The organism is Kordia algicida OT-1 (assembly GCF_000154725.1).
GTDB classification, from domain to species: domain Bacteria; phylum Bacteroidota; class Bacteroidia; order Flavobacteriales; family Flavobacteriaceae; genus Kordia; species Kordia algicida.
Genome location: NZ_DS544873.1, coordinates 935,509 through 957,729 on the forward strand (window position 1 = coordinate 935,509; position 22,221 = coordinate 957,729).

Genomic DNA, 22,221 nt, shown 5'->3' on the forward strand with positions numbered 1-22,221 from the left:
AAGCTGTATTACATTCAAAATCGGAAAGATACAGTATTGACATTCCGCAAGTAAAACAAGAACTATCCACACAAATAAGCGCAACTCAATTCTACAACTACTTTGAAAAAACGGGTGTTGATTACGGAACTGCGTTTAGAGGAATTGAAACCGTTTACAAAGGAAATGACACGATTTTGGCAAAACTAGTATTGCCAAATACAATTCACAATTCGGCAGAAACATTAGGCTTGCATCCAAGTATCTTAGACAGCGCATTGCAAAGTTGTGTGGCGTTAATGGTCGATTTAGAAGCGTCTGCAAACGAAGCATTATTACCGTATGCTGTGGAAAATGTTCAAATTCTTTCACGTACTGAAAAAGAAATGTACGCTTATGCGCGATTTGCCAACGGAGCTTCCACGAATGATGCTGTGAAAAAACTAGACATCACGCTTACAGACAACGAAGGAACAATTTGTGCAGAAATAGAAGGATTTACAGCAAGATTCTTACAAGAAGCAGATGGAACAAATGCTAAAAATAATGCAGATGATGGACTAAAATACTTATCGCCAATTTGGAATCTGGCAACACTTTCAGAAGCAACTGAAATCTCGGAGAATGCTAAAATTTTACTCATAGGAAGTGAAAAAACTCAACAAAACTGGTTGCAAACATCATTTCCTGATACGAAATATTTGCAAATAGAAAGTCAGGAAGCTGTTGAAACTATTGCTGACAAATTAAAAAATACCACATTCGATCAACTTGTTTGGATTGCACCAGAAACAACCAGCAAAACAAACATTCAAAAATCAATTTCAGCGCAAGAAGTTGGTGTTTTAGAAATATATCGCATCACAAAAGCATTACTAGAAGCTGGTTTTGCGGATGAAAATCTAAAATGGTCATTCATCACACAAAACACACAAAAAGTCATCAGCAATGATGTAGTGAACTTTACGCATGCAAGTGTTGTTGGTTTTGTAGGTTCTTTAGCAAAAGAATATCCAAATTGGAACATTCAATTGGCGGATATTGACACGTTCCAAGCGGTTACGGCAAAAAGTTGTTTATCACTTCCGTGGAATGAACAAGGAAACGTACTTGCACATCGTCACGGCGAATGGTTTGCCCAAGAGTTTGCGTATGTTTCTAGCAATAATAGCAGTCACACGTTATACAAACAAAATGGTATATACGTAATCATTGGTGGCGCTGGTGGATTAGGAGAAATCTTAACGCGTTACATGATTGAAAAATACAACGCACAAATCATCTGGATTGGAAGAAAAGAAATCAACGAAGAAATTCAACATAAAATTGATGCTTTAGGTAAGCTCGGAAAAGCACCAATGTACATTTCAGCAGATGCAACAGATGAAGCGTCACTCAAAAATGCACACGATCAAATCCTTGAAGAACATACAAACATAAACGGAATTATACATTCGGCAATTGTCTTAAAAGATCAAAGTCTCAAGGCAATGGAAGAAAGTCGTTTCAAGCAAAGTCTATCTGCCAAAGTAGACATCAGCATACACATGGAACGTGTTTTTGGAACACACGATCTAGACTTTATGTTGTTCTTCTCATCGTTAACTTCATTTGTAAAAGCACCTGGGCAAGCAAACTATGCGGCAGGTTGTACATTCAAAGACAGTTTTGCACACTATCTCGATCAGCAGAAAAACTATCCAGTAAAAACCATGAACTGGAGTTATTGGGGCAATGTAGGAATTGTGGCAGATACTTTCTACAAAGAACGAATGGCGCAACAAGGAATTGGCTCTATAGAACCTAACGAAGGCATGCAAGCGTTGGAAGTATTAATGAGTACAGATGTACCGCAAATGGCGTTGCACAAAATCATTACTGAAGACGGAATTGAAAATGCCAACTTAACCATTACGGAAGAAGTACATTTCTATGAAAACAAAGAAACGTTCAATCTATCTGCTGTTTCAGCACAACTGCCAACACTAGATACTGACGAGCAAATAAAAGCATTGGCAGACGTTCAAATTCCAGACGAAATGAACGCATTGGCAACTCAAATTGTGGTTTCAAGTTTAGTAGCAGTTGGATTGTTGAAAGATGGAAACACACACATAGCTGACTTAAACTTACAAACGCCGCCAGCACAATTCTTTGAAAGATGGTTAGCAGCAACCATTTCATACTTGCGAGAAGAAAACATTGTTAACGAAGAATCACAGCTTGCAAAACCTGAAGTTATCAGTTTACCAAAAGTTTGGGAACAATGGGATGAAGCTAAAAAAGAATGGAATAAAAATCCAAACTGGGAAAAACAAGTAACCTTATTAGAAGTCTGTTTAAAATCGTTACCAGAAATATTAAAAGGAGAAGTATTATCTACAGATATCATATTTCCAAACTCCTCATTACATCTAGTTGAAGGCGTTTACAAAGGAAGTTTCCAAGTAGACTATTTCAACGATGTACTATGCAATACGCTAAGAACCTGCATCAATGAACATATCAAGAACAATGCTGACAAACAACTAAGAATTCTAGAAATTGGTGCAGGAACTGGAGGAACGACAGTTAAAGTGCTTCCTGTTTTAAAAGAGTTCGGGGAAACCGTTGTGGAATATCGTTACACAGACTTATCAAAAGCATTCTTAATTCATGCAGAAGAAAATTACCAACCAATATTTCCAAAATTAACAACATCCATACTAGATGTTTCCAAACCAATTGCAACACAATCGGTAGAAACAAACTACTACGACATTATCATTGCAACCAATGTATTGCATGCAACGCCAAACATGAGGCAAACCATGCGAAATACGAAAGCAATTCTCAAAAATCAAGGAATTGTACTCATCAATGAAATGAGCACATGGACACTATTTACACACTTAATCTTCGGATTGCTAGAAGGTTGGTGGTTATACGAAGAAACAAGCTTACGTGTCGCTGGAAGTCCTGGAATTGATGCAGAAAACTGGGAAAAAGTGCTCAAAGAAGTTGGTTTCAATCAAACCTTATTCCCAGTAGCAAAAGCGCATCCGTACGGGCAACAAGTAATTGCAGCAGTAAGTGATGGGAAAGTAGTACAAAAACATATCAAAAAAGAAGTTGCTGCTACAAAACCATCCAAAAAAATAGCGAAAGCACCAATCAAAAAGAATATCGCAAAAACGGTAGTGGCTCCACAAGGAAACTTACGAGAAAAAAGTATCACATTCTTAACGGAATTAGTAGCGAAGTCACTCAGAATGAAACCGCAACAAATAGAAGCTTCACAACCGTTAGAAAATTACGGATTAGATTCTATCATGGTGGTACAACTTACCAATCAATTCCGCAAAGTATTCCCAGACATCACAAGTACGTTATTCTTTGAGGAAAACACGGTTGATGGTTTGGTGAATTACTTCCTAGAAAACAAAAAAGAAGCATTACAAGCATTATTTGTAGAAACTGCTTCGGAAGTAGAAGTAGAAACTGTTATTTCAGAAGAAAAAGAACAAGCGACCATCGCGATCAAAGATGCTCGTAAACCGTTTGAAATCTTCCGAAAAACAAACAAACCGACCATCAAAACCACCGCGACAAACAACAACATACGTTCAAAATTTGATGTAGCCATCATTGGTGTAAGCGGTCGTTATCCAAAAGCTGAAAACATAGACACTTTCTGGAACAATCTGTCAAAAGGAGAAAACTGTATCACTGAAATACCAAAAGATCGTTGGAATTGGGAAGACTATTACGATGAAGAAAAAGGGAAAGCGGGCAAAATCTATACAAAATATGGCGGATTTATCAGTGATATCGACAAATTTGATCCGTTATTCTTCAAAATAGCGCCAAAAGATGCCAAGAAAATGGATCCGCAAGAACGTTTATTCTTGCAAACATGTTACCATGCCATTGAAGATGCAGGTTACACACCAAAAAATATCGCAGAAAATGATAAAATCGGTGTCTTTGCAGGAATTATGAACTCTCGCTACACAGCGCAATCCTTACACTATTCGGTTGCCAACAGAGTTTCATACACGTTCAACTTTCAAGGACCAAGTATGGCAGTTGATACAGCGTGTTCCTCATCACTCACGGCGATTCATTTAGCGTTGGAAAGTATTTATAACGGTACCAGTGAATGTGCCATTGCTGGTGGAGTCAACATCATAATTGATCCAGAACATTACATTCAACTCTCTGCAATGACGATGTTATCTACAGGAAATCAAAACAAAGCCTTTGGAAACAAAGCAGACGGATTCGTAGACTCAGAAGGTGTCGGAGCCATCATTCTAAAACCATTGCACAAAGCAGAAGCAGATGGCGATCATATTTACGGAGTCATCAAAGGAAGTGCCATCAATGCTGGAGGAAAAACGAACGGTTATACGGTTCCAAATCCAAAAGCACAATCGGCAGTTATCAGCAAAGCTTTAGAAAGTGCGGAAATCAACAAAGAACAAATCAGCTACATAGAAGCACACGGAACGGGAACAGCGTTAGGAGATCCAATTGAAATCTCAGCGCTCACACGTGCTTTAAAAACTGAAAACAGCAATAACAAATGTGCAATTGGTTCTGTAAAATCAAACATCGGACATTGCGAATCTGCCGCAGGAATCGCAGGATTGACAAAAATTCTACTACAATTCAAGCACCAACAATTAGTACCTTCATTGCATGCAGAAGTATTAAATCCTGAAATTGATTTCGGGAAAACGCCTTTCAAATTGCAACAAGCTACAGAAACATGGCAAAAACCTGCTATCGAAATTAACGGAACGGAACAACACATTCCGCGTATTGCAGGAATTTCGTCTTTTGGAGCTGGTGGCGCAAACGCACACGTCATTCTTGCAGAATATGAAGCAGTACCACAAAACTTGGCAACACACACGCCAAACACAGAAGTTGCTATAGTACTTTCAGCAAGAACGGAATCACAACTCACACAAAAAATTCAAGACTTACTAAGTTTCGTTGAAAGCAAAGAAAATGAACTTGATTTATTGGCAATTGCATACACGCTTCAAACGGGTAGAGAAGCGATGGACGAACGTTTTGCAACAACAGTTTCTTCTGTAGCAGCACTTATAAAAACGCTCAATGCATATCTCAATAATTCGTTAGAAACTAGAAAATATCAGCGCTCACGTACCAAAAATCATAAAGATGAAGTCTTAAACTTCAAATCGGAAGCAAACTACAAACAAATGCTTTCAACTTGGATAAAAGACAAAAATTACACAGAACTCTTAGCTTGGTGGACAAAAGGTATCGACGTTCAATGGAATGAATTATACTCAAGCAAAAAGCCACAACGCATCAGTTTGCCAACCTATCCATTTGCCAAAGAACGCTATTGGATTACGCCAAACAAACACAACACTATCGTTGCTGGAGCAGCAAAACTGCATCCAATGATTCACAGTAACATTTCCAATGTGCAACAAACGCAGTTTAGCACAACATTTACAGGCGAAGAAGCATTCGTAAAACACTACGCGTTACAAAACGGAAATGAAACGGTAAAAGCGTTACCATTCTTAGCAAGTGTCGAAATGATTCAAGCGGCAATCGCAATAGGATTTGCAAATACAGACGAAGGAACGATTCTAGAACTAAACAATCATCACTTTGGTTCGCTCATAGAAATTACTTCACAACAAGCAATTCAAACCGCACTATTTGCCATCGACGAAAATTCTGTAGGTTACGAAATATTCTCAGAAAACTCAGAAAAAACAAAAGTTCATACGCAAGGAATAGCGAGCTACGAATACAGAAATTATACAGAAACATTGCCGTTTGACGAGCTTTTTGAAGAAATGGAGCATACGGTTGATGGAAATACGTTTTACAATGAATTCTCTCAAAAAGAAATCAACTATGGCGCGTACTATCAAGCGATTCAGGAAATTCATCTTGGAAATCAGCAACTCGTAGCACAATTACAAATTCCATCAAAATATCAGCAAGATGCTACTGAATTCGAATTACATCCAAGCATTCTAGAAGGTGTTTTACAGGCAAGCACATTACTATTAGAAGCACAAGAAACTGCGCAGTTGCCAATTTCGATTGATACCATTCGAAAAATGCAACCATTTGGAAACGAAGTATTTGCTTGGATTCGCTACAGCGAAAACGACACACAGGCAGAAAACGAAGTGAAAATTGACATTGATCTCTGCGGTACGGATGGAACGATCTGTGCGCAATTTGTGGGGATCTCTTTTATCACTTCCGTAGAAAGTACACAGTTCGAACCAACTTTGGAAACAAAAGAAACTTCGGTAAAAGCAGCAACAACAGCAACGCTTGCAGAAACGTTTGAAACGCCAAAGGAAATTTTCTTTACAGTGCAAACGAAACCAGTAATTTCTACAGCAACGGCAAATACTGAAAATATTACTGTTAGTTCACTAGAAAAACCTTCTAATATTAAATTATCAAAACCAACAGCAATTGTAGTTGACAATAAAAAGAGTGCAACCTTGAAAAAAGGACGTGTACAACTATCGGCAGAAAGTTCGCAACAAATTATAGAAACCACTGCGCCAATGTTGAGACTATTCAACACAGGCAACGGCATCTATAAACTGCAATTAGAAACGTCTGAATTGGACAAAACGTTCATCGCTCAATTCAAAAGTGCATTGCAAAGACTCACAAAAGAAGAACATCTAAAAGTACTTTTAATAGAAGGAACACAAACAGATTTCTTACACGGAGAAACGGAAGTTTTCAATGAAGCTTTGCAACAAGAACTATTCAAAGAAATACTATCGTTCAACTATCCAATCATTGCAAATACACAAGGAAACGCTTCAAACGTTGGATTCTTAATCGCTTCACTCTGTGACTTTATCATTTGCAACGAAAAAGCAACATATAAGTTTTCAAACACAAATGACAAACTTACAAACCTATTCAATGAACGTTTTGGAGCAGTCTTAGCAAACAACTTGCTACAACCAAACAAAAGTTTTACAGGAATACAACTCAAACAAAACGGATTTACCATGCCAATAGTTGCTTCAGAAAAAGTAACGGAAACGGCAGCAGACTTAGCAGATAACTTAGCTAAAAAATCTCAGCGAACATTACGTTTACTCAAACAACATTTATCGCGTCATATTTCTGAAAAAGTTGAACAACTCACAGCAATTTCGACAATAACAGAAAACACAGCTTTTGAAAAAGTGGAGATTTCCGAAACAAAAAGTTTCAAAGTTCAATACCAAAAAGATGGAGTTTGTGTCGTAACCATCAAGAACACGAAGTTAAAAGGAATTCAAACGCTAAACAGTGAAATAGGAGCATTCTTTTCAGAAATCAACAACACAAAAAATCATAGCACAATTGTGCTAAAAAGTGAGCAAGAAAGTTTCATACCACAAACGGCGAAAGATGCAGAAATCATCAAGCTTTCAGAAATCTTACTAAACTGCAACTATCCAATCGTTACGGAATTAGACAAATCACCCAACACAAAAGCATGGTTGGTAAGTCTACACACAGATGAAGTAATCTATAGTGAAACAGGAAACTACACCGCAAAAGGATTACTAGTCAACAAAACCTTAGCACAAAAAGCTACGTTGTTATTCACAGCGCGTTATGGCGAATTGGCAAGTAAAGAACTCTTGTTGCTTGGAAAAACATACAATGGAAAAGAGCTAAAAGCCGTAATACCAACAATTCAGACAGCGACAAACGCTACAGAACTTGCAAAAAGTTGGTCAACAGAAAACCATGCAAAAACTTGGAAGTCAGCCAAAATCAAAGCGATCAAAGAATCAAAAAAGGAACTTCCAACGTGGAAACTAGCCACAGCAAAAGACGAGAAAGCGCCAAAAACAGGAACTGTCAATTTAAAATCATCAGTTGTCAAAGCAACCGTTTTAGAAGCTGGAATTCTAGAAATTCGCTTAGAAGAACGCGGTTCTAAAAATATGTTTACGGACGACTTTATGGCTGGTGTGAACGAAGTTTTTGAACACATTGAAAACACGCCAAACTACAAAGTGGTCATCCTAACAGGTTACGACAACTATTTCGCTTCTGGCGGAACAAAAGAAGGATTGGTGGCAATTCAAGAAGGGAAAAGTAAATTTACTGATACAAAAATCTATCAACTCGCAATGGAATGTAAAATTCCTGTCATTGCCGCAATGCAAGGTCACGCCATTGGTGGCGGTTGGTCATTTGGAATGTTTGCCGACTTCATTTTCTTTAGCAAAGAACGCAAATATCTAAGTCCGTACATGAACTACGGATTCACACCAGGAGCAGGAGCAACGTACATTTTCCTAGAAACATTGGGTTATGATCTAGCACGCGAAACGCTACTTACGGCAAATGAAATCTCAGGAAGTGAACTCCAAGAAAAAGGAATACAACAAGCTGTATACAGTAAAAACGAAATTATACAAGAAGCATTCACATTAGCAAAACAACTTGCGAAAAATACGAGAGCAATTCTTGTGGCTTTCAAACAGCAATTAGTACATAAAAAACTAAGCAAAATTGACGCTGTATACACACTAGAACTAGCAATGCACGAGCAAACCTTTGTAGGTGCAAACAACGCATTGCAACAAATAGAGAAAAACTTTATTCACGAAAGTGGTAAAACTATTGACACGCAAAAATCTTCTAAAACAATAGCGAACGCCGAAAAGAAAACACACATGAAACGTACAATAGGTATTGACGAAGTTTTACACAACATCAAAAAATTCCTTGCGGAAGAACTGCACATGGAAGCAAATCTAATTGATGAAGAAACACAATTTGTGGACTTAGGAATGGATTCGATCACAGGAGTAACGTGGGTTCGTAAAATAAACGATCAATTCAAAACGTCTATCGAAGCCACAAAAGTATACAGTTTTCCAACGCTAAACGAATTTAGCAAATACATCAAAGAACAAGTTGATGAAAAACTTGCTGATGAAATTCCTGAAGCAACTGTAACAGCAACAACTTCAGAAGAAATCACAGAAGAAATTGTGGAAGAAATCGTAGAAGAAGTTGTCAATGAAACCATCGATCAACGTGAAGTTTTACAAGCAATCAAAACATTCTTGGCAGAAGAATTACACATGGAAACGAAAGATGTAGACGAGCAAACACAATTCGTAGACTTGGGAATGGATTCGATCACAGGCGTAACGTGGGTTCGTAAAATAAACACAAAATTTAAAACATCTATTGAAGCCACAAAAGTATACAGTTATCCAACCTTAACGGAACTGAGTAAATACATCAAAGCAGAAATAGACAAACATACAACACCGACGAAAGTTGTAAAAAAGGTACAACGAAAAGTAGTGCAAAAGCCAGTTCAGGCAAAAAAATCTACAATTCAAAAACCAGCATCAAAACTTTCCATATTCAATCGCAACGGATTAACATCTTGGAAAGCACAACAAACCAAAAAAACACAACCAACACAAAAGTCTGCGACGAAAAATATACGCAACAACAACGATCATCGCATTGCTGTCATCGGAATTGCAGGACAATTTCCAAAAGCAAAAAATGTCACAGAATTCTGGAACAATCTCGCAACAGGTAAAAACTGCATTAGTGAAGTCTCAAAAGATCGTTGGGACAACAAAAAACATTTCAAAGCAGGCGATCCAACTCCTGGAAAAACCAACAGCAAGTGGATGGGCGCATTAGAAAATTACGACAAATTTGATCCGTTATTTTTCAACATTTCGCCTGTAGAAGCAGAAAGTATGGATCCGCAACAGCGTTTATTTTTACAATCATGCTGGCATACCATTGAAGATGCAGGATACAACACAAATGCACTCTCAGGAACCAAATGTGGCGTATTTGTAGGTTGTGGCGCAAGCGATTACCATCAACTATCAAGTGAGCACAGACTCAGCGCACAAGGATTTACGGGCGGTTCGTCATCAATATTGGCGGCACGTATCTCGTACTTACTCAACTTGCAAGGTCCATGTTTATCAATAGACACAGCATGTTCGTCATCATTAGTAGCATTAGCAACGGCGTGCGACAACTTAGTTTCAGGAAACTGCAACGTAGCACTTGCTGGTGGCGTAGGAATCATGGCAACTCCTGCAATGCATATCATGACCGCGCAAGCAGGAATGTTATCGCAAGATGGAAAATGTCACACATTCGATCAAAATGCCAACGGATTTGTTCCAGGTGAAGCCGTCGGAGTGGTTATGCTAAAACGACTAGAAGATGCAGAACGTGACAACGATCGAATTTACGGAGTCGTACAAGGTTGGGGCGTAAATCAAGATGGAAAAACCAACGGAATTACCGCGCCAAATGCAGTATCGCAAGCAAGCTTAGAAGCAGAAGTATATGAAAAATTCAACATCGATCCTGCACAAATTCAACTCATAGAAGCACACGGAACAGGAACAAAACTAGGCGATCCAATAGAAGTAGATGCGCTAAAACAATCGTTCAAAAAATACACAGAAAACGAAACATTCTGTGCGTTAGGTTCGGTAAAAAGTAACATCGGTCACACCATGTGGGCAGCGGGAATTTCAGGTTTCCTAAAAGTCATTCTAGCCTTGCAACATCAACAATTACCGCCAACCATCAACTATAGCAAACTCAACGAACACATCAACCTAAAAAACAGTCCGTTCTATGTAAATAATAAATTGCAAGATTGGAAAATTAATTCGGAAGAAAAGCGTCAGGCAGCCATCAGTTCGTTCGGTTTCAGCGGAACAAATGCACACATTGTCTTGTCAGAATACGTTCCGAAAAATACTCATCAACATACAGTAGACTATACTTTGGATGGATTTGCCATTCCGCTAGCGGCTAAAAACAAAGCGCAACTTTTACAAAAAGTAAATGATCTTATCACTTCCGTAGAAAGTTCTCAGGAAACGTTGAAGCTTCAAGAATTGGCGTACACCTTACAAGTTGGTCGAGAACCAATGGAAGCGCGCGTCGGATTCATCACAAATACTGTCGAAGAACTGCTAGGACAACTAAAAAGTTATGCAAATGGTGATGACTTCGTAAAAGGAATGTATGTTGGTGACAGCAACGAAAACAAAGACGAATTACGCCTTTTTGCACAAGATGAAGACCTAAAAGAAACCATAGTTCACAAATGGATACACGAAAACAAACTATCCAAACTGCTCGAATTATGGGTAAAAGGATTAAATTTTGATTGGAACCTAATGTACGGCGAAAACAAACCGAAACGTATCGGACTTCCAGTATATCCATTTGCAGAAAAACGCTATTGGATTGAAAACAAAGCGATCAATTCAGAAAAGAATGGTGCAAATCTGACACAAAAATTACATCCGCTTGTACATAAAAACACTTCCGATTTCACACAGCAACAATTCACATCCACATTTATAGGAGAAGAATTCTTCTTGCGAGATCATAAAGTCAAACTCACGGATGAAGGAAACCAAAAAGTATTGCCAGGCGTTGCTTATTTAGAAATGGCGCGAACGGCAGTTGCAATGTCTATAAAAGCAGCAAACGAATCACAAATCATTGAACTAAATGATGTCATTTGGATGTATCCAATCGCAGTTGAAACTCCAAAAGAAGTCACAATTGTACTCTTTGAAAATGACGAAACGGAACAAATTGACTTCGAAATCAGAAGCTTCATCACTGTAGATGAAAACACAACACAAGAAATCATTCACTGCAAAGGACACGCAAGTTATCAGACAGTTTCAAACGTTTCAAAAATCAATCTCAACACGCTAGAAACCAAAATGAACAAAGGAACGCTAGCAAAAGCAGACTTATATCCAATATTTGCAGCTTCCGGATTGGAATATGGAGAAGCACATCAAGGAATTGAAAAAATACGCAAAGGAGAAAATGAAGTCTTAGCAAGCTTACGTTTGCCAGAAATTCTCGATAACGACGAAGATACAAGTGTTTTTGACTTACATCCAAGTTTAATGGACAGCGCGTTTCAATCTACTATCGGACTGTTGGCAGACATTGAAAACAGCTCAGACAAACCATCCTTACCATTCTTAGTAGAATCACTTAAAGTTCATGCAAAATGCACAGAAGAAATGGTCGCTTGGATTCGCAAATCATCAACAGCAGTTGGAAACAACGACACCACAAAAGTAGACATTGATCTCTGCGATACCGAAGGGAATATCTGTGTACAAACACAAGGATTCATTTCGCGTACGCTAAACACACAAACAGAAAACACAAACTACGTAGTAGCAACAACAGCTTCGAAAACGAACCAACAAAACGGACTTTCGTTTGACGAAACCTATCATAAAAACTTAATAAAGAGTTACCTAAATAACGAAGTTTCACTTGATGACATTTTAGAACTCGTATAGCATTAATCATGATGAAAGAACAACTCAAAAAAATATTTCTAGACTTATCGAGTAAAAAGCTTTCTGAAAAAGAAGCTTTAGAAAAAATAAGAGCAATCAAAGCAGCACAAAAACACAGTGATGTCAGTACGCTATATGCAAGTCCTACGTGGAAAATTGTCAAAAATCCGCATGACAATCAAGCAGTAAATGCACATCACGTGATTTGCCTACAAATAGCGGATAACGCACAAAAAGTACTTGCTAAAAAACTTCCGCAAAGTACGATTCACACTGTAAAAGCTTCAAACTTTAGCGAAATTGCATTGTCGTGTTTTAGCATCATCAAAAATATTCTTGAAAATAAAATTCAGGCAAACAGTTACGTGCAAATTGTTTTGGGCACTTCCGTAGAAGAAACCCTGCTGCAAAGTCTGTCAGCGTTATTCAAAACAGCAACCTTAGAAAATCATAATCTAATTGGTCAGCTCATCGTTTCAGATCAAAAAAATGCGGTAGAAAAACTAGCAGCACAACTGATTGAAGAAACGCAACAATCCACAGATGCCATCATCAAATACGAAGGCGGAAAACGTGCTGTAAAACGTCTAGAAGAAATTCAAACCCAGCAATCAAACAACAGCGCATACAAAGAAAACGGTGTATATCTTATCACTGGCGGATTTGGAGGTGTCGGAATTGCTTTCGCCAAAGAAATATTACAGCAACTAGAAAAAACAACAATCATTCTCACAGGACGTTCAAAGCTAACTGCTGAAAAACGCCAATTGCTCCAACAACTCTCTGAAAAAAACAAAAAAGTTCAATACATCCAAATGGACGTTGCAAACGAGCAAAAAGTTGCAGAAAACGTTCAAAACATACTAAAAGAGTACAAAAAACTACACGGAATCATTCATGCGGCAGGAATCAACAAAGACAATTTCATCCTCAAAAAATCAGTAGCAGAATTCAAAGAAGTCTTACAAGCAAAAGTAGCAGGAACACAAAACATTGACGAAGCGACAAAGGATGTTGACTTAGATTTTATAACCTATTTCTCATCAATCGCAGCATGGTTTGGAAATCCAGGGCAAGCAGATTATGCAGTGGCAAATGCTTTTATGGACGAATTTGCAAAACAGCGAAATCAACTTGTACAAGCAGGAAAACGCAAAGGAAAAACACTATCAATCAATTGGCCACTTTGGGAAAATGGAGGCATGGAAATTGACAGTGAAATCAAAGCACGATTGCTCGAAGAAACAGGATTCATTCCGCTTGACGATCAAACAGGAACAACCATATTCCAAAAAGCCATCAATACCAATCAAACACACATTTTGGGTGTAAAAGGTTCTTTAGAAAAAATAAAAGACACACTATTTAATCAAGTAGTAAAAGTTCAGCAACAAGAAGAAGAAATCATTTCTGAAACCTTAGATGAAAAAGAATTACTCCGTAAAACAACAGCATTTGTTCGTGATGAATTCTCAACAATCATCAAACTTCCTGCACGTGAAATAGAAACACATGTTGCTTTAGAAAAATACGGAATCGATTCCATCTTAGCGATGAACATTACAAGTCAGCTTGAAAAAACATTTGGGCGACTTTCCAAAACGCTATTCTTTGAATATCAAACTATTGATGAACTCAGTGAATATCTAGCAAATGCTTTTACATCAGTATTAACTGCGAAATTTTCATCAAATGCGACTAAAAAGCAATCCGTTTCAAACACGAAAAAGACGATTGTACATAGCAAGTCGCATCAAACAAAAACAACAAAAAAGAAAATAAGAACGCAATCTGAACAATCTTTTAACGTACAATTTACTCCACAAAATACCAACCAAAACGAACCAATTGCAATCGTTGGTTTAAGTGGTCGATATCCCGAATCGGAAAACATTCAAGAATTCTGGAACAACCTACAACAAGGAAAAGATTGCATCATTGAAGTACCAAAAAGTCGTTGGGACTGGAAAAAACATTACAGCAAAGATCGTACAGAACAAAATCGTCATTACAGCAAATGGGGCGGATTTATAGCAGGAGTAGACGAATTCGATCCGCGTTTCTTCAACATTTCGCCAAGAGAAGCCAAAAACATCGATCCGCAAGAACGCTTATTCTTGCAACACTCTTGGATGGCAATGGAAGACGCAGGGTATACACGCGAAGCATTGCACAAAGCTTCTGAAAACAACTTACCAGGACAAGTTGGTGTGTATGTTGGTGTCATGTACGGAGAATACAATCTCTCAGGAAGTTTGGCAAGTATTGCCAACAGAGTTTCCTACGTGCTCAATCTTCACGGACCAAGTATCACATTAGACACGATGTGTTCTTCATCACTTACCTCAGTACATTTAGCATGTCAAGATTTAAAATCTGGACGTACAGACATGGCTTTGGCAGGTGGCGTAAACGTTAGTATTGATGCCAACAAATATCAAATGCTAAGTACAGGACAATTCATTTCAAGTGACGGACACTGTCAAAGTTTTGGCGAAGGTGGCGATGGTTACATTCCGGGAGAAGGTGTTGGAGTTGTCATGCTAAAACGATTATCAGACGCAGAAAAAGATGGCGATCACATCTACGGAATCATCAAAGGAAGCGCGCTCAATCATGGAGGAAAAACCAATGGTTACAGTGTGCCCAATCCAAAAGCACAAGCAAGTGTCATCAGTCGTGCATTGCGAGAAGCAAACGTTCATCCACGACATGTAAGCTACATTGAAGCACACGGAACAGGAACAAAATTGGGCGATCCGATAGAAATAACGGCACTCAACAAAGCTTTCGGAATTGATAATGAAAATCATTTCTGTCAACTCGGTTCGGCAAAATCAAACATCGGACACTGTGAATCTGCCGCAGGAATCGCAGGAATCACCAAAGTCATCTTACAATTACAACACAAACAAATAGTTCCTTCATTACATTCGGCAAAACTCAATCCGCATATCGATTTCGAACATACGCCGTTTGTAGTAAATCAATCATTAAAAACTTGGGAAAACCCAATCGTTGATGGAAACATCATTCCGCGTATTGCTGGAGTTTCTTCCTTTGGAGCTGGTGGCGCAAACGCACACATTCTCATTGAAGAATACAATTCAGTTAAAAATGTAGCAACACATACACCAAATACGGAAGTTGCTATTGTATTATCAGCAAGAACAAAACCACAACTAAAACAAAAAATACAAGAACTTGCCCGTTTCATAGAAAACCAAGAACATACGCCAGACTTACTAGCAATCGCATACACATTGCAAACAGGTAGAGAAGCGATGGACGAACGTTTTGCTACAATAGTTTTTTCTATTGAAGAACTCACAAAAACACTCAACGCATATCTTGGAAACGCATTACAAACCTCAAAATATCACCAAGCACGTACAAAAGATCATAAAAATGATGTTCTAGATTTCAAATCGGAAGCCAACTTCGATGAAACATGCGCAACTTGGTTACAAAACAAAAATTACGGAGAACTCTTAGCATGGTGGACAAAAGGAATTGACGTACAATGGAATGAACTTTACGCGACTCAAAAACCGCAACGCATCAGTTTACCAACCTATCCGTTTGCCAAAGAAAGTTACCTGCTTACGCCAGAAGAAAGAGGCAGAGCAACAAAAGAAACCACAAAAGCGATCATTCATCCGTTGGTACACGAAAACACGTCCAACATTTCAGAAACGCGTTTCAGCAGTACATTCAACGGAGAAGAAGCATACATAAAAGACTTTACGATTCACAAAGAAAACCAAACACTTCACGGATTACCATTCATGGCAAGTCTCGAAATGGCGCGCGAAGCAATAGCACAAGCCATTCCGCAACAAAAAGAAGACAACGTTCTTTCGATTACCAATGTGCAATTTGGTGCATTCATGCAAGCTTCGTCAGTAAATCAAATTCACATTGCGTTACTTCCAGAAAGTGAATCGGTAGCGAGTTACGAAATATACAGTCAACATGACGATGAAGACATCATTTACACGCAAGGAAAAGCAAGATATACAGACAAAAAAGCGACCTTACAAGTAGACATCAACGCATTGCGTCAACAAATGTCAAAAGCGGTGATTTCAGGAACGACAATCTATGAAAATGCCGTACAATACGGAACTTCATATCGCGGCATAAAAACCGTACATTTTGGAAATCAGCAAATATTAGCACATTTACAATTGCCTTCGGAAGTGGTAAACGACGTAAAAAGTTACGTATTACATCCAACAATTTTGGAGAGTGCGGTAAAAGCAGTTTCAGGAATTGCAGGAAACCAAAACGAAATTTCGGCAACTACCATCATTCCAACAGAAATTACTTCTGTAAACATTCACGCGTCTTGTACAAGCGAAATGTTTGCTTGGATTCGCTATAGCGAAAACGACTCGCAGGCAGAAAACGAAGTTAAAATTGACATTGATCTCTGTGATACAAACGGAACAATCTGTGCGCAATTTGTGGGGATCTCTTTTAGCACTTCCGTAGAAAGTACACAGTTCGAACCAACTTTGGAGACAAAAGAAACTTCGGTAAAAGCAGCAGCAACAGCAACGCTTGCAGAAACGTTTGAAACACCAAAGGAATTATTCTTTACAGTGCAAACGAAGCCAACAATTGCATTAACGGCGACAAACGCTGAAAATACGGTAAGTTCTCTAGAAAAACCTTCTAGTATTAAGTTGACAAAACCAACAGCAATTGTAGTTGATAAGAAAAACAGTGCAACCTTGAAAAAAGGACGTGTACAACTATCAGTAGAAAGTTCGCAACAAATTATAGAAACGACTGTACCAATGTTGAGACTATTCAACACAGGCAACGGAATCTACAAACTACAACTAGAAACTTCTGAATTGGACAAAACATTCATTGTCCAATTCAAAAGTGCATTGCAAAGACTCGCAAAAGAAGAAAACTTAAAAGTACTTTTAATAGAAGGAACACAAACAGATTTCTTACACGGAGAAAGCGAAGTTTTCAATGAAGCCTTGCAACAAGAACTATTCAAAGAAATACTATCGTTCAACTATCCAATCATTGCAAACGTTCAAGGAAACGCTTCAAATGTTGGATTTTTACTAGCTTCACTCTGTGATTTTATAATTTGCAACGAACAAGCAACATACGAGTTTTCAAACACAAACGACAAGCTTACAAACCTTTTCAATGAACGTTTTGGAGCAGTCTTAGCAAACAACTTGCTACAACCAAACAAAAGCTTCACAGGAACACAACTCAAACAAAACGGATTTACCATGCCAATAGTTGCTTCAGAAAAAGTAACAAAAACGGCAGCAGACTTAGCAGATAACTTAGCTAAAAAATCTCAGCGAACATTACGTTTACTCAAACAACATTTATCGCGTCATATTTCTGAAAAAGTTGAACAACTCACAGCAATTTCGACAATAACAGAAAACACAGCTTTTGAAAAAGTGGAGATTTCCGAAACAAAAAGTTTCAAAGTTCAATACCAAAAAGATGGAGTTTGTGTCGTAACCATCAAGAACACGAAGCTTAAAGGTATTCGAACACTAAACAGTGAAATAGGAGCATTCTTTTCAGAAGTCAACAACACAAAAAATCATAGCACAATTGTGCTAAAAAGTGAGCAAGAAAGTTTCATACCACAAACGGCAAAAGATGTAGAAATCATCAAACTTTCAGAAATCTTACTAAACTGCAACTATCCAATCATCACAGAATTACAAAATTCACCTAATGCAAAAGCATGGTTGGTAAGTCTACACACAGATGAAGTAATCTACAGTGAAACAGGAAACTACACTGCAAAAGAATTACTAGCCAACAAAACCTTAGCACAAAAAGCTACGTTGTTATTCACAGCGTGTTATGGCGAATTGGCAAGTAAAGAACTCTTGTTGCTTGGAAAATCATACAATGGAAAAGAACTAAAAACCGTAATACCAACAATTCAGACAGCGACAAACGCTACAGAACTTGCAAAAAGTTGGTCAACAGCAAAAAACACAAAAACTTGGAAGTCAGCCAAAATCAAAGCGATCAAAGAATCAAAAAAGGAACTTCCAACGTGGAAACTAGCCACAGCAAAAGACGAGAAAGCGCCAAAAACAGGAACTGTCAATTTAAAATCATCAGTTGTCAAAGCAACCGTTTTAGAAGCTGGAATTCTAGAAATTCGATTAGAAGAACGCGGTTCTAAAAATATGTTTACGGACGACTTTATGGCTGGTGTAAATGAAGTTTTTGAACACATTGAAAACACGCCAAACTACAAAGTTGTCATCCTAACTGGTTACGACAACTATTTCGCTTCTGGCGGAACAAAAGAAGGATTGGTGGCAATTCAAGAAGGGAAAAGTAAATTTACTGATACGAAAATTTTCCAACTCGCAATGGAATGTAAAATTCCTGTCATCGCTGCAATGCAAGGTCACGCAATTGGCGCAGGTTGGGCAATGGGAATGTATGCTGATTTCACACTATTCAGCAAAGAACGCAAATACCTAAGTCCGTACATGAACTACGGATTTACGCCAGGCGCAGGAGCAACCTACATTTTCCCAGAAATTATGGGATACGATCTGGCACGCGAAACACTATTCACAGCAAAAGAATACAGCGGACTAGATTTTGAAAATAGAGGTGTAGCATTACCAGTATTAACCAAAGATGAAGTAGTAACTTACGCAGTGGAATTGGCAAAAATGATTGCAAAAAATTCCAGAAACACACTCATCGCGTTCAAACAGCAACTCATACAAAATCGTGTTGCGGAAGCAGAAGCAACCAAAAAGCTAGAATTGGCAATGCACGACGAAACTTTTGTGGGAGACGCAGCAACATTGCAACAAATTCAAGAAAACTTTGCGTACAAGCAAGCAACAACAAATATTGATGAGGTCATAACTACGGAAAAAGAAGTATCGAATGATATTGAAGAAAATACGATTTCAGATGTCGTAGAAACGATCAAAAAGTTTCTAGCAAACGAATTGCAATTAGAAGAAAATGAAATCGAAGAAGATGCACAATTTGTTGATATTGGTTTAGACTCCATCACAGGAGTAACGTGGATTCGAAAAATAAACGATTACTACAAACTATCGCTGGAAGCAACACAAATTTACACATACACAACGCTCCAACAATTGGGTGATTTCATTCAAAAAGAACTTGGAGGAACAATACGAACTACGAAAGAAACAAAAACCGTAGCAACGCCAGCTCCGAAAGAAGTTGAAACAATCGTTTACGAAGAAGAAGTAATAGAAACAGTTGATGGAACTGCTGAAATTGTAGAAACTATCAAAAAGTTCTTAGCAAACGAATTGCAATTAGAAGAAAATGAAATAGAAGAAGACGCACAATTTATTGACATTGGTTTAGACTCCATTACTGGTGTAACGTGGATTCGAAAAATAAACGATCATTACAAAACAAGCATTGAAGCAACGCAAATATATACCTATCCAAGTCTCAACAGTCTCAGCGAATTCATCAAAGAGGAATTGCAAAGACTCGGATTAACAGAAACTAAAAAAATAACCAAAAAAGTAGTTGCTACAACGCCAAAAACGGTTCAAACAATACCAAATAGCAACAATACGTTCCAATTTACAGAACGAAAACTAACATCCATTCGTTCCAAAAAAGCGATTAAAAAGAGTGTTGCCAAAACAAACAATTACACATCGCAAGCAATTGCAGTCGTTGGAATGGCAGGACAATTCCCAAAAGCGGAAAACGTACAGCAGTTCTGGCAAAACATTGCGCAAGGCGAAAACTGTATCACGGAAGTTCCAAAAGAACGTTGGGACATTAACGAATACTACAGCGAAGGAACACCAACGCCAGGAAAAACCAATAGCAAATGGTTGGGAAGCTTGGCAGGATACGATCAATTTGATCCGTTATTCTTCACTATTTCGCCAATAGAAGCCGAAAGTATGGATCCGCAACAGCGATTATTTTTACAATCATGCTGGCATAGTATTGAAGATGCAGGTTACAATCCGCAAGCACTCTCAGGAACAAAATGTGGTGTCTTTGTAGGTTGTGCTACAGGCGATTACCAATTGCCTTCACGTGAGCAACAACTTAGCGCACAAGGATTTACAGGAGGAACATCGTCCATCTTAGCGGCGCGAATCTCATATTTCTTAAACTTGCAAGGACCATGTATTGCTTTAGATACGGCGTGTTCATCATCGTTAGTAGCTATTGCAAACGCTTGTGATAGTTTAGCTTCAGGCGCAAGCGATTCTGCTTTGGCAGGAGGAGTTTATGTAATGACAGGACCAGAAATGCATGTCAAAACAGCACAATCGGGAATGTTATCAAAAGACGGAAAATGTCACACATTCGACCAAGAAGCCAACGGATTTGTACCTGGAGAAGCTGTTGGAGTCGTAATGCTAAAACGTTTAGAAGACGCAGAACGCGATAACGACAATATTTATGGAGTTATCAAAGGTTGGGGATTAAACCAAGATGGAAGAACCAACGGAATTACAGCGCCAAACTCACAATCGCAAACCAACTTAGAACAAGAAGTGTATGACAGATACGACATCAATCCAGAAGAAATTCAACTCATAGAAGCACACGGAACGGGAACGAAATTGGGCGATCCGATAGAAGTTGCCGCGTTGAAAAATTCCTTCAAAAAATATACAGAAAAAGAGCAATATTGCGCGTTAGGTTCGGTAAAAAGTAACATCGGACATTGCTTAACAGCCGCAGGAGTTGCAGGATTTATCAAAGTAATGAAGGCAATGGAACACAAAAAATTGCCACCAACCATACATTACAATCAGCTAAATGAGCATATTTCATTAGAAAAAAGTCCGTTTTACGTAAACGATCGTTTGCAAGATTGGGAAGTTGGACAAGCTGAAATTCGTCATGCGGCAATCAGTGCCTTTGGTTTCAGCGGAACAAACGCACATTTGGTAATGAGCGAATACATTCCAGAAACGGTAGACAAATCGCAGATAAATGTCATCACTCAAAACAAAAAATACCTCATTCCAATCTCTGCACGCAACGAAGAACAACTAGAAATTCAAGCAGAAAACTTGCTAGCGTATGCGAAACAAAACTTGACTACGATCGATCTTGTAGAAATGGCTTACACACTACAAGTTGGTCGTGATGCCATGGAAGCGCGCGTTGGTTTTATGGTCACTTCCGTGGAAGAACTCATTGACAAGGTTGAAGCGTATTTGCAAGGCGAGGAATTCATCAAAGATTTCTACCAAGGTCACATCAAAGAAAACAAAGAAGGACTCAAACTGGTAAGTGGCGATAAAGAAATGAAAGAACTCATCATTCAAAAATGGGTTTCTGACAAAAAACTAAACAAGTTGCTTGATTTATGGACAAAAGGATTGGATTTTGATTGGAACATTCTCTATGGAAACCAAAAACCAAAACGTCAGCGTTTACCAATCTATCCATTTGCCAAAGAAAGCTATTGGTTAGAAGCAACAACAATCAATTACAATGCGGAAATTCCAGAAGAAAAATCAGCAAAACTACATCCGTTAGTACACGAAAAAACAGAAGATTTAAAAGCGCAAGGTTTAACAGATGCCACTCAAAAAGATGCAACGACAGAAACCAAACGCAAAAAAATAAAACGTATCAACTTACCAACATATCCTTTTGACCAAGAAAAATGTTGGCCAGAAACAGCGCCAAAAGCAGTTGAAACACCAAAAGAATCTACCATAGTATTCAAAGATTTAGATGCTATTGAAGATGTCATAGAACGTATAGATGGAGAATTATTAGATACTGATGAAGCAGTATTAATATTAAAAGATTTACTCTAAAAACAGACAATTCACCAAAAAAGACTTTCAAATTT

At 38.2% G+C, this 22,221-nt stretch carries 2 protein-coding genes; both read left to right on the forward strand.

Annotation, left to right across the window (positions count from 1 at the left end):
• Positions 1–41: 41 nt before the first annotated feature.
• Positions 42–12,353 (forward strand): SDR family NAD(P)-dependent oxidoreductase, encoded by a 12,312-nt coding sequence (locus KAOT1_RS04020; protein ID WP_394330260.1) that lies wholly within the window; start codon positions 42–44, stop codon positions 12,351–12,353.
• Positions 12,354–12,361: 8 nt separating this feature from the next.
• Positions 12,362–22,186 carry an SDR family NAD(P)-dependent oxidoreductase gene (locus KAOT1_RS04025; RefSeq protein ID WP_007093433.1) on the forward strand — a complete coding sequence of 3,275 codons (9,825 nt, stop codon included), beginning with the start codon at positions 12,362–12,364 and terminating at the stop codon, positions 22,184–22,186.
• Positions 22,187–22,221: the final 35 nt, after the last annotated feature.